Here is a 16524-nt window from a genome sequence, read left to right as displayed (position 1 = left end):
CCTAATTTTTTATAACCAATGTACTTTTTATTTTGTAAAATTTAAGATATTGTTTAATTATATAGGAAAAATAACATGACAAAATCCAAAAAATGATTTATTGCCGCTTTACTGACCACCACTGTTCTAGCAAGTGTGTCAACTTTTGTAATTATTAAGGGTTTGAAGCAAGATTTTAGAGCTTCAGATTTTGACTCAAAAGTTGTGAGCCAAGAATTTTTGAAAAATTTCAATGACAAACAAGTCAAGATCTTTAACAACTATAAACCTTTCTTACATGACAACAAAACTGATAACTTGTTGCTTAATCGTTCTTACAATGTTCAGCAAACAAGAAAAAAGAGTATTAGTGATGCCGATGGTAATGAAATAAAAGTTGTTAACGAGGCATACATAACAAAACAAAAACAACCTTCAAGCTATATGGATATTAATAACTTTTTTACTCAATACAACAAAGAAGATGTAAAAAATGTTACTAATTACGAGTCATGACTAAAAATTATTTTGCCTATCAAATACAATACTTACTATAATAGTGAAAATCTTGAAGTTTTTGCTGATATCCAAACAATAATTTTGAAAATCATAGGTGATCTTAATTCAAATTCATATTTTAATAGCGTGCTGTCAAAACAATTTATGAGTGGCATCTTTTATAAGTTTTCTTGAATTAGATCGCAAGCTTGAATAAAACAAGAATTACAAAAACAGTTTTTCAAAACCGTTTTACTTGCTTACTTGAATTTTTTCTATCTTGACATTAAGGATATCGAAATTGACTGAAAAAACACTGAAGATCAATTAGTAAGCTTCAGTATTTCAAAGGTTTACGACACAAATGGTAAAAATATATTAAGAGACGAAAATACTAAAAAAGTATTTTACATTCCAACATTTAGAGACTACAAAACTGATGCAATATTTGGGGTAGGACAAGATTTAGATGATTCCATGGATAATTTATTTAATGAATATTTAGTCAATCCTTTGCTAACATTTAACAAAAACATTTTTGGTTTTTATGACATTAATTACATTGTAAAATCTATTGATAGTTTAGAATTTTTCAGTGCTCGTTCATTTAATTATTGATTAAACAATTGAGGCGATCATTTCATTAATATTCCCGTTCCTGAATACAAAAAAAATGAAGATAAATCTTATCGCTTTGTTTCTAGTGAATTGACAAGTTACTATAACACTGACCAAATTCTTAAAATTAAAATCGAAGTAACAAAATTAGATGGTTCAAAAGTTTATTATTGATGATTAAGCAGTGCATTTGACGATCATGGTCACAAAATGAAAGGTTTAATCAAAAATCTAAAAACTCTTCAAGAGTTAAAACAATACACCCCAGATCTTGAGCTTGTGGATAGCACAGACTTGTATGAATATGATTTGCAAAATATCGCTAAAGTTCCTGACTTTGAAGGAATAAGTGTTGTGGATTTTGCAAATAGCTCTTTATTTAAGGCTATCGCAATCTATAGCGTACAACAAGCGCACACAATGAAACAAAACATAAATGACTTAAGTTGAGATGACGAAACTAAAATTGTCGAAACTTGACTAAACATAATCTCTTTACAGTATGCAATAGGAACTCAAAAAGGTGACATTCATACTGGAGTAAATCATTTAAAAGTTAAGAGTTTTGAAGAAAACAATAGAGACTATAAACTAGTAGTTCAATTTGTTGATAAAAATGGAATCGTCCTTTTAAAAAAAGAAATTAATTAGGAGTTAAGATGAAAATAAAGAAATTTTTAACACTATTTTCTTTAGTTCCCCTTGCTGCATTTATACCTGTTTTAGCAATGAGTTGTGACAATGAAAATTCAAAGGAAGATAAAACAGAAATAGTAAATCAATTGACTGAAAATTATCGCTTGTTGAGTGAAGATTTAACAAAAATCAGTCAAATAAATACAAAATATCGCACTCTTACACAAAAGTTTGTAGACTCATTCGATTCGTTAAGTAGAAGCATTGATGATCTCCAATTGACTGTAAAAGGTTCCGATTCAGATTTAATTCAAAAAGCAGACAATGTTAAAAGAAAATATTTTCTAAGAGTTAATCTTTCTGATAATGGTACAAAACTTGCTGAAATTAAATCAAGTGAAATGTTTTCAAAAATGTACTACGTAAATCAAGAATCTCAAAGCACGCTAGTATTGACTGAAGATAAAATAAATAGCTTACTTATTAATCAAAGTTCGTTTAAGCAAAACAATGAATTATCACAAGCACTATTGAATCTAAGGCTTCTATTTACAGCACAACAAAACAAACAAGATACAAGCGGATACTCATCAAGCGAAGAATCTCTAAAACGAATAAATGAATACGTAAAAACTAATATATTTGATGCAAATAAACTTAATACTCTTGGAGATTTAGATAATTTTGTAAATAACTCATCAAATATAAACAAATTCCATACACACGCTTATGTAAACTTAAGTATTGAAAATATTTACTGAATAGCAAGATTTAAAAATGACATAGCAAAAGATAACGTTATTGCAAAAATGAAGTTAGATATTAATTCGCTGTTAGAAGAAGTAAAAAACAAACTGGGCGAACATAAAGAAGTACTAGTAAAAGTTCAAACAATTGAAGCTCAACTTCAGGACCTAGAATCTAAAATCAATGACATTAACAACATTTCACACGAAGACTTTCAAAAAGATATTCAAAATATCAAGAATGATTTTTTAAACTCAGACCACTGACAAAAAATTAATGAACTTTTGGCAAAAATATAAAATTACTCAGTCCAAGGACTGAGTTTTTTGTTTTTTATCGAGAAACTTATATTCAGTTGTTATACCAAGCCACTACTTGACTTTTATAATGCATTTGTCCAAGTCAACTCCACAAACATTTAAAAGATTTGAAAGTCTTATTATTTTATTGTTTGTGTCAGAATGTGTATTAATTCAAAACTTATCACTTATTTTATGTCACTTAGTTCCCGCTGCATAAGTTGCATTTGTTTGGTTTGCGAAATTCTTTACATCATCATCGGCTGCAAATGTTTCCAATTCATTTGGATACAAATTATATAGTTCCTTAGCTAAGAATTCAAACAATTTTGTTCAATTTTTAGTAAACTCATTACTTTTCAATACTCGATTATTTGATAAAGGAATTAGATACGAAATAGGTTTTTTTCTGCTACAATCAATAGGTTTTTTAAGTGTAAAAAGAGATTTCTTTTTGTTGTTCTTCATTTTGCACTAATAAATTTGTAATTGTTATATATTCAAAAATGCCAATGAAATTGTCATAAAGTCATAAGCATCTCTTCTCAATCATGCTACTATTTCATTCCTTAGCGTTTATAACAGATTCATGTATGGTGTAAAACTTCGATAGGTTCTTATCTCTTAAAATAACTTGTTTTTCTTGAAAAGGCTTATTGCTCATTTGTTGATTGTAACCAGTCAAGGTAAGATTTCCAATTCTATCCATTATAAAATTGTGATTCTTCACGTCACTTTCTGATAACGATTTAATTCATGCTTTTGATAGTCTTTGGGGCATTATGTGTTCAATTCAAATTTTGTCTGAATCCTCAATTTTTTCCTTTTTGTTTCTATTTTCTAAAAAGAATAAAAATCCTCTAGCTCATTTTTTTAATGATTGATTATTATAAAAATCTTCCTCTCTAAAAATCACTTGTATTTTGTCATTTGATGGCATTGAAAGTGAAAAACTAATATCATTTGTTTCTTTTAATAATGTTTGGAAAAAGTTCAAATATGAGTGTAAATTTTTAGTGTTTTCAATCTTTTTAAATAAACTGGCAAAAGAAATTCTAATCTTTGAAGCGCTTGTTTTTATCAAGATATTTCTTGCTATTATTGATATGGTTCAATTTAAGATATCAATTACTTCATTTTCTGGTAATGCTTCAGGATGTAAGTTATGTTGTTTTAATATTTTTAGAATGAAAACATCTGCATAACTTCCTGGCAGTGTTTTATACATCTCAATTTTTTGTCTAATTTCTTTTGAGTTTATTCTTTGTTGATCAATCAAATCTTGATATAAATCTTGAAATTCACTAATTTGTTGCAAAACAGAATCAATGCTTCTCGTTTTTTCATATGTTCTGGCATTTCATTTTTGAAACGCTTCATATACTTCATGTTCGGAATAAATTCTGTCGTCGACATAAGTTAAAAAGTTTTTTAATAATTTATCAATTCCAACTGGGCATTTAGCTCACTCTAATCAATATTTTCTGAATTTTTCATCGTCATAACTCTTATTCATGAAAAGATAATTTTTAATTAAATCAACGTTTGTTAAATTAACTCCACGGGTATTGATGGTTTCATAAATTCTGTGTACTTGGTCAATATCATCTACATTTCAAACAATGAAATAAACATTGAAAAAGTTATCTAAAAATTCTTCAAATTCTTTTTTGCTTGATATCGAGTTTTTCAAGAGAAAGAGAATACTCTCATAATTTTGAGCAAACTGATTATAGTTACCAGACTGAGTCTTTTTGTCACAGCTTGCGAGTTTAGGAGTTTCTAAATAGTTATCAAACTTTATTTCTTTATACCACTCAAGACCACTGATGTCGCAGTTATATGATTTGCTTATCTTTTTGAGTGCCAAAAAAATAAGAAATAAAGTAATGATTCTTTGCTGTCCGTCAATTATTATTTTTTGCGATACTCTATCATAAACGGACATGCTTTGCTCAATAGTGATACCAATGAAAAGATTTCTATTTGTTTTTATATCAATAACTAATTGTCGACAATTCTTTTTATTTCAACAATAGTCTCTTTGATAGCTAGGAATTACAAGTTCTAGCTTATTTTCTTTATCTAGCATATCTTTGACTGAGCGTTTGAATGTATTTAAATTCTTATTTTTACTCATATCTAAATTATAGCAATACTCAACGTTGTCAAATTTGTGCAAAATAAAAGTGAGCTTTACTCACCTTTATCTTTAGTTTCTACTTTTACATAAGAATTAACAAGATCTGCACCGCATGCTTTCAAGATGTCACTAATAACATGGAGTTGATCAATTTGCCTTAAGTCTTGATCGACAATGAAATCATCACTCAAACGATAATATCTATTATGTTTAAACTCATGTAAATTGCGAGTGTTCCTGTATCTCCGTGTTGTACTTTTTTCCGCTAATTTGTGTAAGGTTTCTGGGTAATTTTCATATATTTTTTTGACTATGTCTTTGTAAAAAGTACGAGTGCTAGAGTATTGTCTATCATCTCTTCAAATTTTAGAATCATTGAAGGCAATTTGAGAATATGTTATTTTTGTGAAAGAACCTTTTTAGGCACATCATTAAATCTAATGTAAATATGCGTTTTATCGATGTTATTGCTTTCATTCAAAACACTGCTATCAGCAGTAATTGAATTTAGGAAAATGTCTTTACTTTGTGTATTCACATCATCATTTGATAACAAGTTTTTATATTCTGGAATGTTTTCGTTCTGGGCTGAGAAACCAATGTTTTGATATGGAAACATTTCAATGAATTTAGTTGCCATTATTTGCGACCTTTCATTAATTTGATCTTTTGATCAAGTGTCACACTTAATTACGTACTCATTTATTAACAAGAATTTAGTTTTTTCTCGATTTTTAAGTATAGCTTTTTTAGACTCAAAATCTAGATTACCTAATTCTGTATTATGTCCTGTCAATGTCAAATTTCCAATTTTGTGTAAATATGATGAATACACATCGTTTGAACCAAAAAGATCAATTCAATTGCTACCTTTTGCATTTTGTGGTGCTATATGCTCAATTGATAAATTGCTTGAAAGCTCTGCAATTTCTTTTGATTTAGCTTTTTCTCATAAATAAAGAAATGATTTTACCAAGCTCTTTTTTATGTCTCTTGAGTAAAAATTATCATCTCTAAAACTTGTTCTTATTTCTTCATCACTAGCAAGTTGTACATTTTCAAATGGGTGTAATTTCAAATAATCTTTAAAAGCATCATAAAATGTTGGGAAATTATTTTGCTTGTTGTGGTTCTCTACCTTTTGATATAGGCTTACAAAAGCTCAATTGATAACTGAAATACTAATGTTTTTAATTATTGCCCTTGCTATAAATGAATTAGTTCACTTAATAATATTTATTTCTGAAGACCGATTTTTATTTTCAACTTTTGAACCTAAAAGCTCGATAAGAAAACTATCAGCACTTGTTCCGGGTAATTTTAAATAAGTATCAAGTTCTTCTTTAATGAGCTTATCGTTACTTAAACTATTCGAGTAAAGATTCATCATTTTTTTGTGAAAACGATCTACTTCATTTCAAACTTTTTCTGCATTTGAAGGTTCATTTCCAACAACATCATTTGCTCAGTCTTTAAAATTTTTGTAAATTTCTGACTCATTAATTACGCTTTGTTTTTCGTACGAAACAAAAGTTCTTATAACTTTAGTCAAATCTATTTTTTGTTCTTCTCAACAAGGTCAGTAATCCAAGAATAAACTATCTGCTTTTTCAAGGTCTTTAATTAATGTCACAAGAAAATTTTTGACCAAATCAATTGATTTTAATTTCACTCCACTTGTGTTGATAGTTGAATAAATTTTGTGCACATCTTCTTCATCACCAACTGACCATGTAGCAAATTTTGCATTAAGTAAATTATCAACAAAAAGATCAAATTTCTCTTGAGTATCCAAAAAATCACTTAAGTATGTTTTTAAGCTAACGAAATTTTTGTAAAAAAGGTTTTCTTCTGTTTTTTTGATATTTTGTTTACTTTCTTGTTCATCAAATAATTCTTCTAGTTTCTCGAATAAAACTGAGTCCAACTTACTAACAAAATCTATTGAACGAATTTTTCTTGATTCAAGCATGCTTTTGTCAATTTTTATCCGGTTTTCGCTTTTTGGTTGCTTTGGTTCGTATCTCAAAAGAGCTTGCCACAATAATCATAATGTTGTTATTCTTTGCTGACCGTCGATTAAAACATAACTCAGTTCGAAAGTTTTTTCTTTAAATATTTTTTGAAATATTAAAATTCCTAAAAATAAATTTTTATTATTAAATATGTCTAGAATTAAGGATTCTCACTGCGTCTTAGTTCAACAATATCTTCTTTGATAACGTGGGATTATAAATCTTTCAAAGCCTTTTATTTCTTTAGGATAAAGAATTTGTCCAAGAGTCTGAAGTATAATTACTGTTTCATTTGCGTTATAACTATCGATCATACTGATATTATAGCAGGTTTAACATTTCATAAAAAGTACTCGTTTCGAGTGATTTTTTGGTATTTTTTACTCAAAAAAACACAATAAATCCCACTCGTTTTTATTGAAAAAATAAAGAAAAACTAAGGTATTAATATACCTTAGCTTCTGACTATTCTCCTGGGTTTTTAATGTCAATTTTTTTAATTAAACCGTTTTCTAAATAAATAACTTTGTGAGCCATTTTTGCTATATCCGGGTCGTGACTAACAATAATTATGGTTGAATTATATTTTTTATTGATGTTAGTTAAAATACCTTGGACAACCAAAGAAGTTTTTTCATCCAAAGCTCCTGTAGGTTCATCAGCTACTATTATTTCTGAGTTTTTTGCTAAAGCTCTAAGAATTGATACCCGTTGTTGTTGTCCTCCCGACATTTGCGAAGGATATTTGTACATACAATTTTCTAGATCGAAATCTACAAATAATTGCTTAATATCCATTCTTTTGCTTTTATCAGTTTGTAAATGAGCTCCTGTTTCAACGTTATCGTATGAATTTAAATTTTGTAATAAGTTATAGTCTTGGAAAATGAACGAAATGTTTTTACGACGAAATAAAGTCTGTTTAGCATCAGAAAGATAAGGAAGAGTTACATTATTAACAATTATTTGTCCTTCTGTCGGTCTATCTAAAGCACTTATTAAATTAAGTAAGGTACTTTTCCCAGAACCTGATTTACCAAAAAGAACTGTAATTTCTCCCCTTTTAATTTCGAAACTTACACCTTTTAAGACTTCTGTAACGTTTGTTCCTGACACATATGATTTACGCACATTTCTTACTTCAACAATGTTATCATCAGTGTTTTTTTCGTCTTTAAACTTATCTTTTGAACGTGGCGTATTGTTAGCTTTGATAATTTTGCGTAATTCTTGTTTTGAGACTTGATTTTCGTTATCAGTTTTATTTTTCTTACTTTTGTGCCCAAACATTATTTTCCTTTCAATAGATAAATAGGTTTAATTTTGTTTAATCCAATTCAAGCAAAGATTGATGTGACTGCAAAAACAACCAGTGCAAGAATAATACTTAAGAGAATAGTTGAGTAGTAAAGTGTCAGTGGCAGTACCATTTGACTCGTGGCAATCAAGAAGGCCTGGAAACCAGCGATTAAGGCCAGTGTGACTGGAATCATTAATAGTGAAGCAATCAAGATAACAGGTATGTAATTGAAGAAGAAAAGATAAATTTTTTCTTTTGATGTATAACCTAAGATTGAAAATGTTGCAATGTTTCTTTCGTTTGCTGAAACCATTGAGTTAGTAATCATAATCAAGATAACTATTGACACAATGAAACTTATAACAACAAAGGCAACAGTGATACTTGTTATAGTTTTTGAAATCTCTTCGATAAATCCTGCCTCAATGTCTTTTGAGTTTACATTATTTGAAGCTGCATATAGAATGTCTTTTCCATAGATTGAATTTTCAGCAGCATAGAACTTGTTGATTGCGTCAATCATATTCTTACGGAAAGCAGGGTTAGCAATAGGTTTTGATTCTAAGGTTTCATCTCCCCAAGTATGGTAGTTGTTTTTTCCGTTATAGTTTATGTCTTTTACTTCTTTTTCATCAACATTCAAGAACTGAGCAAGCAATTGTTGTCAATCTTCATTTGCATTATTGATTGCATTGTATGACTCAATAGTTGCTTGGAACATAGGTTTTATTGTAGTTTGTCCGTCTGCATTTTGATATCCAACAAACAGCTTTTTGAAGAATGAAGTAACTGACTTATCACCAGCTGTATTGGCATTATAAGTCTGTATTGCTCCCCAATAACCACTTGAAGAATAAGTAGTTAATGAAGATGTTGTTTGATATGGCATAGGATCACTTGACAAAATACCATTGAATGCTTCATAATGATCCATATATCATTTTCTGTAATTTTGTTTAGTTTGTTCATCACTAGCACGAGCCTCAAGAGCATTTAATTCACTCATTATAGCATTTTGGAAAGCAGTACTTAATTTGTCTAAACCAGTAATTTTGTCAACAATTTTTTTCGATGTAATGAATTCATTGTTGATGTAAGTGTTGTTAATTCCTACTACTCTGAAATGATATTTAGTTACAACTGGAGAATGCACTATTTGACTAACAAAACGATTAATATTGTTTGTAACTTGCATTTCAATGACTGAACCTATACTCAAGTTGTATTTATTTGCAGATAAGTTGTTAATGATGATTGGTAGAGTATTTTTGCTAAATTCTTCATCACTTACGTTGAAATCAAAATCAGTATTAATTAGTGATAAAAGATTTTTACCTTTTTGATTTTCTAAAGTAACGAATTTAGAATCATCTTTGTATCCATATACATTGATATTTTGATTTCTAAATATTGTTTTAGCGTAAGAGTATTTTTCATTAGTATTATCGTTTCATAATACTCCGCCAAACGACATAAAGAAGTCGGTATATTTACCATTTCTACTTGCATTTAGTAAAAAGTCACGGTATAAAACTCTAACCTTGTCCGTTTTGATAATAATTGCCTTTTTGTAAGTTTCTATTTCTTTGTCATATTCAATGAAGACGAATTTACCAATTTCATTTGAGTTTGAAGATAAATCTTGGTTTGCTCTTTGATACAAGAATCAAGAAACTTTTGGCGCATTATTATTTTCTGTAGCAGTTGCGTAAATTCCGTTTTCACCATACATATCATATGTTTTGTAGAATTCGTCAACATCAGTGATTCTCTTCTTAGTGTTTGCATTTCAAATAAATTGAGTCAACATCATATCACTTGAAGCTTTTTTAAAGATTTGTACAACTCTTGCTTTTTGAGTTTCTGGCAATGAAGCATAAACAATGTCTCAAGGTGATAATTCTACTGAAGTGTCTAAAGCAATGTCTAAACTTGATTTAGTTAGCACTGAAGGAGCAAAAGGTTTGTTTACAACGTCAGTGTTAAATGTGTATCCAGGTTTAAAGAAGTAAGGAGAGTTGTAATCATTTTGATTCTTTTCAGTCGAAGAAGCACTAGCGCTCAAATCATCTGGCATGTATAATAGGTCTTCCAAATCATTCTTGTTATATAGAGCATAAGGTCCACCTTCAGTTGTTGGTGTTTCTAAGTCCATTTTGTAGGTGTAACTACGGTTTTGATATGTTCTATTAATTGATTTAGGAAAGACGTTAAAGCTTGAAAGACTGAACATCGTTATCAAGGCAGTAATTGCAAATGAAATAAATAATGAGAATAATTTTCAGAAGTTATTTAGTGTTAACATTGCCACAAAACGTGATTTAAGCGGTAATTTTCTGAATGAAACCGCAATTCTTTGAGCGATTGGACCAATTTGTAAATCACTCAATCCAGACATCATTTCAATCGGTTTAATTCTCATTGATAAGTATGTAATTAAGAAGATTAGTGCTGATGTTGTGATGATAGGAATTGCTATTGTAACCAATAAAGTTCATCAGTTGAAACCAATGATTGTAGTTTGTAAGGTTCAGTATGAAGAGAATACTCTAAAGGCTGCAGGTTGAGCAAAGTGACCTACTATGTAACCTGATAATCCACCAATAAATGTACTCAATCAACAGAAGCTCGAAAAGGCAAAAGCAATCTCTCTTGAGCGGTATCCTTGACTTCTTAAAATACCAATAACTTTGTTTCTAACATTAATATAGCGTCTAATAATGAAATAAACACTGATTGCTACTAATATGATCAAAATCATAATAGAGAACGTTTGCACAGCGCCAATAGCAGTAATGATTGAATTAATCAATTTAATTCTTATACTACGTTCAGGGTTTAAAGGATCTAGCTCTTCTGCTAGGTATGATTTGTCAGAAATATTTGTTGAAATAGAACGAATGAAATTATTGAATTCTGATTTTAGAGTAGCCGCTTTTTTCTTATCACCATTTGTATCAACTAGTAAATATTTTTTAATAGCAAATGTAGGATAGGCACTAACTACCCGGTCAAATCCATCTTCATTAACATAAACTAGAGCTTGCTTCTTAGTGTCGACTTGTAAGTTTTCTTCGTTAATTACTGGGTACAAGTAGTCAGCAGAAATATCATCACCAATAATTACGTATTCAAGCGAGTTAATTACAATCTTGTATTTTGGATCTAGTTGTGAGACAAACTGAGCCATTAAAAATGGATTAGATAAGTATTTACTTAGATCGCCTTTGTATACTTCCTTGTTATTTTTTGTTAAGAAAGCATTATTAACTTTTGCTAAATATGAAGCAGAATCTGAGTAAACAATTAAGTTATTAATAACAATATTTCCTGTGGCTGAGTAGAAAACATGACGGAAAATGTCATTAATATTAAGGCCAAAAATAACTGGATTATTGTTATTAAAACTACTAATTTTGGCGCTTATTCAGTTTAAGTATGAAACGTCAAGTTCAATGTTTTTATCTCCTTCAGATTCATTTGTTCCGGCATTTTTATCAAGCGGAGCAAAGTATAAAGGTTCAAGCATCTTAGCAAGCTGATCAAGACTCATTGTTTCAATTGTGTTTGGTAAATTATCCAAGATGTATTTTAGATTTCCGACATTAGTCTTTTCAGTAATAGCTGATCATAGTAAAATTTGTGGAAAACTTAGAGCAATGTAAGGGTTTAAAATTGCACTGTTTAGACCAAAAATGCTTACTGTTTTTGATAATTTTGTAGCAGCCAACATATCGCGATAAAGAATGTCTAATTCATAATCGCTAACAACTAAAGGTTCTAATGTAGAAGCATTTGATTTTATAAAACTATTTAGAAACTCTTTTTGACTTTGAACAAAGAATGTAGGGAAAATAGTTGCAGAATTAATCAAGCTAAATTGTTGAACTAGTTGATAAATGTTATCACTTAATACTTGTTTGATAATTTGATTATTAGTTTGCAAATTAACTGGTAATTGTGCAATAAATTTATCAATTATGTTTGCATTAATTACTTGTTGAGTTGTGGCAAGATTGTCACTTAATCCATAGCTGATTTTTAGTTTAGTTGCATTATTGTTTTCATCCGCTCCTAATATTGAACCAAATGAAGGAATAGGGTTAGCAACCGCACCATAGTTTAGAACTATATTTTTTACGTCCTGGCTTTGTGCAAATTCAAATAAGTTTAAAAGAATTTTTTGTACATCAGTTAATGAAATTTCAGATCTTGAATTCCTTAATTGGTAGGCCAAACTAATTCATGGTGAAAACAGTACTAATTCCTGATTGATTGTTCCGTTTGTGTCATTAGCCATAAATTGTTTTAAAAGCGGACTAATGTTGTTGTAAAGAAGCTTAAAGTAACCGTCATAGACTGGATCTTGTGGGTTTAATAAAGCTGAACGATAAGCTAAGTCTCCAAAAGATTTAACTTGTTTGGTTACGTCGTCTTTAAATGTTAAATTAACTTGATTGCTTGTTAAGCTGTAGTTTTGTAATTTTAGTTTTTTAACAAGATTAATATAGTTATCAAGTTTAACTACTACTTTAGCTAAATCATTAAAATCGGCACTTGAAACTTGTACGACTGAAGACAAGAAATTAGTTTCTTCGATTGTTAAGTCACTATTTCCTTGTGCGATTTTATTTCTTAATGCTGACATTTTGTCTAAATCGTAAGCACCTATAGAATTGTCAACATAACTAGTTTTTGAATCTTTTTTGGCAAAACCTAATAGACTAAATAGTCCTACATCAGTAATTGATATTTTATTTTTATCTTCGGCAGGAAGCTGTAAACCGATTAAGTCAATAGGTTTGTAGGTTGCGCTTGATAAGTTGAAAATTGTTGTTAGTGCTTCTTTAAATTGTTTGAATTTATTGACTGATTTAGTATTTGACTGTTCTGACACTTGACTAATTGAAGCAATGACAGAGGCTAAAAACTCGTTTTGTTTAATCGTTCTTGTGTAATTATTTTTGAAACTGATTGAACCAATTACCAATTCAATTTTGTGTAGGTTTTTTGCTAAGAAATAATTGAATGATTGAGTTAGGTTTTTCAGTGAAAATAAATCAATTAATTCGTTTAAACCTTCAGCAACATTGCTATAAGGTTCTTTTGAGCCGTCTTTGTAAGCATTAAATTTTTCAAACAGTGTTTTAATCGAGTTTCTGTTTGCGGTACTCAATTCTTTGTCTGCATCTACATAACTTTTGACAATTAGTTGATAAATACTATGCGGTTGTGACGGATTTAACAATGCGTTGAAATTTATCTGTGAAACCAAAGATTTCAGTGCTGTTTTTAGCTTTAATTCATCAAAACTTTGTAGCAAGAAGTTTAATTTTTCTTCATTTGAAAGGATTCAGTATTCAGAATTAGGGTTTGAATAAATTTTGTATGGATGTTGTTGATATCAATTGTGAACTAAGGTTGAAAACTTAATAAAGTCTAGTGAGCTAATCAATTGACTAACACTGCTTAACAGCGCTTCAAAATCTTTAATGTATCAAGTCAAGTCTCCAAGTCTAAAGTTCGGAATAATGTTGCCTAACAATCCGTTAGTTGCGCCGGTAAAACTACTGATTAAAGACTCAATTGAGTTCAATTGGTCACTCAAATATTGTCTTTTCTGTTCGTCCGTGGCTTGTTTTTGATACTCAGAACGAATGTAATTAATAATATTGTTAAAGATTGAATAAATGAAGGCATTTCCATTAGTATTTGCAACAGTCACACCATCAATATTCAGTGGCTGAGTTAAATTATATAGTCAGTCAAAAATAACAAGTTGCACAATTTGGTCGTTAGTTTTCCCTGTGGCAAGAAGGTTGTGAAATTTATTTTTTTCTACAGCCAGTTGTCCTGAGTAAAGAATTCTATCTAATTGATTCTCAGTAATTATTTTTGATAACTGAGTAGATAAAACAGCATCTTTAATTTGTTTAATTAAAACTCCAATTGAGTTATTTTGAGTAATATCTTCAACAGCGTTTGAGTCAACTGACCCAACTAGTAACGGTAAAGATGTTGAGTTTTTATAAACACTGTCAATTTTTGCTCAACCATTGTCACCAATTTTTGCATTAATTGTTAAATTGTTCTTAATTAAAAAATCACTTAACTGTTCAATGGTTAATTCAGAAGACTGGTTTGAAAATAGTGCTTTTTGTCAAATCTCTTGACCATTTACATTTTTTAGTTCCAGAATAATGTATTTTGTTGCACCACTTTTTGAAGGTGCTTTTGTAATTCCGTATTGCACATTAATAGTGTTTGTTTTTTCCGAAGTCAGTGTCACTATCTTTGCTGCTCTTTGATAAGGAATTTTAGTTTCTGGATAGTAGTCAGTGTAATTTTCAAACAACACATTAACATCTAAATAAGCGGGATCTGGAGTATATCCACGATAAATGTATGTGATGATTGAAGATGCATAAATTGAAGGTAATTTGTAAATTCTATCTTTTTTAGATTCATCTTTTACCAATAAGTATTCATCTAAATTTTGAGGATTAATTGATGAGTTTAAAATTGAAGGATTTGATTGTTCATTAAACATTTTTCCAACATTTTGTTTAACTCCATCCACAACCATGTTACGATCACCGGTATTAATAAAGTGGAAAACTGTCTTTGTATTTTCTTCATCATTAATATTATCGACAGTGATAGTTTTTCTTAATCCAACATTTTCTAGGCCTGCCTTAGAAATAACCTCATCAATAATGCTGTTTTGAGCAATTTTGCTTGCTCCTGAACTTATGTTGTTTCTTTTTTGCTGCAAAATAGATGTGTCTGAAATATTCTTAAATCACTGATTTTTAGCAAGTGTGGTCCAGTTATCGTCATAGCCTTCTATTTCGCGGATTGTGTCTTTTGTTAAAGAAGTAGGATGATTATTTTTCGTTGCAAGTTTGATAGTAGTATCTTCTGGCGAAATGTTTTCTAAAACTGAGTTTCAAGAACCAAAAGGATTGTTACCTATTGATCTTCTCGTACTAATATTTTTTACTCAATAGCTAAATTCTTTAATATCTTTAGGAAGTTGCTTGTTATTTTGATTGTAAATTTGGCTTATGTAAGTTAAATATGTTCCGGTTCAATTTGATTTTGATTCTTGCTTGTTGTAGTCTCAATTTAGCTTGTAATTACGACGAATAAATTCAGTCTTCTTTTCAACTGTTTGAACTCAATCTGTTGGAATTGTATATTCATCATTACTTGAAAAAGTTTTCGTTGCATTTTTGTTGAATTCTAAAGTTTTTAAATTATTGTCCAAAAAATAATTTGTTAAGCTGAAAGTATCATTTAACACAGCATTAGGATTAATATCTCTTTTTGTTATGTCATCTTTATTTTTAAAACTTAAATCTTTTGCACTATTACTAAAGTATCAACGACCATTATTTTCAACAAAACCTAATGATTTTAAAACATTGCTTCCACTAATAACTAGCACATTTTCAGTCAAATCTCAAGTTTGATATTGTGATATATCGAAAGTAGCTTCTTGTGTAAAAGGATTAATAAATAAATCACCAGGGTTAACTAGATAGTCGTCTTTTTTAACATAGTCGTCACCGGAAGTGTTTATTACTTTGGCAATATCACTTAATTTAAAAGGTTTAATGAATTTGAATTGAGTATTTTTATCAATTGTTGTTTTGCTTTTTTGCAAGACATATTCGTTATCAACAACTTTGTATAAGTTAGCAACTTCGTTATCTAAAAATTTGATTTTGTTGTTTTCAAAATCAAAAACCACATTTCTGTTACCCCTTAAAGAATTTCAAAATCAGGTTTGAAAGCTTTCGGTATCAACATATGAACCTTTATCATTTGAGTTTTTAGTTAATTTTTCAAGTGGTAAGTAGTTCATATATTCAGTCGGGATGTTTAAATTACGTTCAACTGAATTGAAGCTTGTATTTTCTTCAGGAACATATATATCTGGTTGAGTGGTTGTATTACCATTATCATCAACTTGACTATATCCTTCATTAGGAGCAGTTCCTGAAGGGTTAACGTCTAAGTCAACAGTTAAATCTTGCTGTCTAGAAACTTGTGAGAAATTTTTAAGAGTAGTTGTATAACTTTTTTTAACGTCAAATAGAAGTGTAAAAATTCCACAAGTTATAAACATTAGAATTGTCAAACCTATGACTGTAATCTTGTTCTTAGAAAGTGATTTAAAAACCTCTTTTAACAAACGAATCATGTCTACCTCTTTTGGTGTTTATTATTAATAAATAATAATATTTTAGCAAAATTCAAAAAAATGCAAAAAAATAGAGTTTT

General features: G+C 29.4%; 8 protein-coding genes. 2 read left to right on the top strand and 6 right to left on the bottom strand.

The genetic code is table 4. The features are described 5' to 3' along the window. Positions 1-75: 75 nt before the first annotated feature. Both ACWXVT_RS00905 and ACWXVT_RS00900 read left to right on the top strand, forming a co-directional pair. Positions 76-1746, top strand: a complete 1671-nt coding sequence (locus ACWXVT_RS00905; RefSeq protein ID WP_455967696.1) for an MAG3240 family lipoprotein — start codon at positions 76-78, stop codon at positions 1744-1746. Positions 1747-1754: 8 nt separating this feature from the next. Then, complete coding sequence (locus tag ACWXVT_RS00900; RefSeq protein WP_455967695.1) at positions 1755-2777, top strand: hypothetical protein; 1023 nt, start codon at positions 1755-1757, stop codon at positions 2775-2777. A gap of 72 nt (positions 2778-2849) precedes the next feature. Here the strand turns inward: ACWXVT_RS00900 and ACWXVT_RS00895 are convergent, their stop codons facing one another. The 6 genes from ACWXVT_RS00895 to ACWXVT_RS00870 form a co-directional block, all read right to left on the bottom strand. Further along, positions 2850-3245, bottom strand: coding sequence for a hypothetical protein (locus tag ACWXVT_RS00895; RefSeq protein WP_455967694.1), 396 nt, complete (start codon positions 3243-3245; stop codon positions 2850-2852). After that, positions 3208-4917, bottom strand: coding sequence for a DUF262 domain-containing protein (locus ACWXVT_RS00890; RefSeq protein WP_455967693.1), 1710 nt, complete (start codon positions 4915-4917; stop codon positions 3208-3210). Before ACWXVT_RS00890 ends, ACWXVT_RS00895 begins: the two co-directional genes overlap by 38 nt. Positions 4918-4973: 56 nt before the next feature. Then, entirely contained in the window at positions 4974-5111 is a 138-nt protein-coding gene (locus ACWXVT_RS00885; RefSeq protein WP_455967692.1) for a hypothetical protein, read from the bottom strand. Positions 5112-5317: 206 nt separating this feature from the next. After that, positions 5318-7249, bottom strand: coding sequence for a DUF262 domain-containing protein (locus tag ACWXVT_RS00880; protein WP_455967691.1), 1932 nt, complete (start codon positions 7247-7249; stop codon positions 5318-5320). 151 nt (positions 7250-7400) lie between these two features. After that, positions 7401-8225 (bottom strand): ABC transporter ATP-binding protein, encoded by an 825-nt coding sequence (locus tag ACWXVT_RS00875; RefSeq protein ID WP_455967690.1) that lies wholly within the window; start codon positions 8223-8225, stop codon positions 7401-7403. Continuing rightward, positions 8225-16444, bottom strand: coding sequence for an ABC transporter permease (locus ACWXVT_RS00870; protein ID WP_455967689.1), 8220 nt, complete (start codon positions 16442-16444; stop codon positions 8225-8227). Before ACWXVT_RS00870 ends, ACWXVT_RS00875 begins: the two co-directional genes overlap by 1 nt. Positions 16445-16524: the final 80 nt, after the last annotated feature.

The sequence above is a fragment of the Mycoplasma sp. 1573 genome (assembly GCF_053851775.1).
Note: the sequence above shows the minus strand (reverse complement) of the source record. Positions and strands in the feature narration are given on the sequence as shown.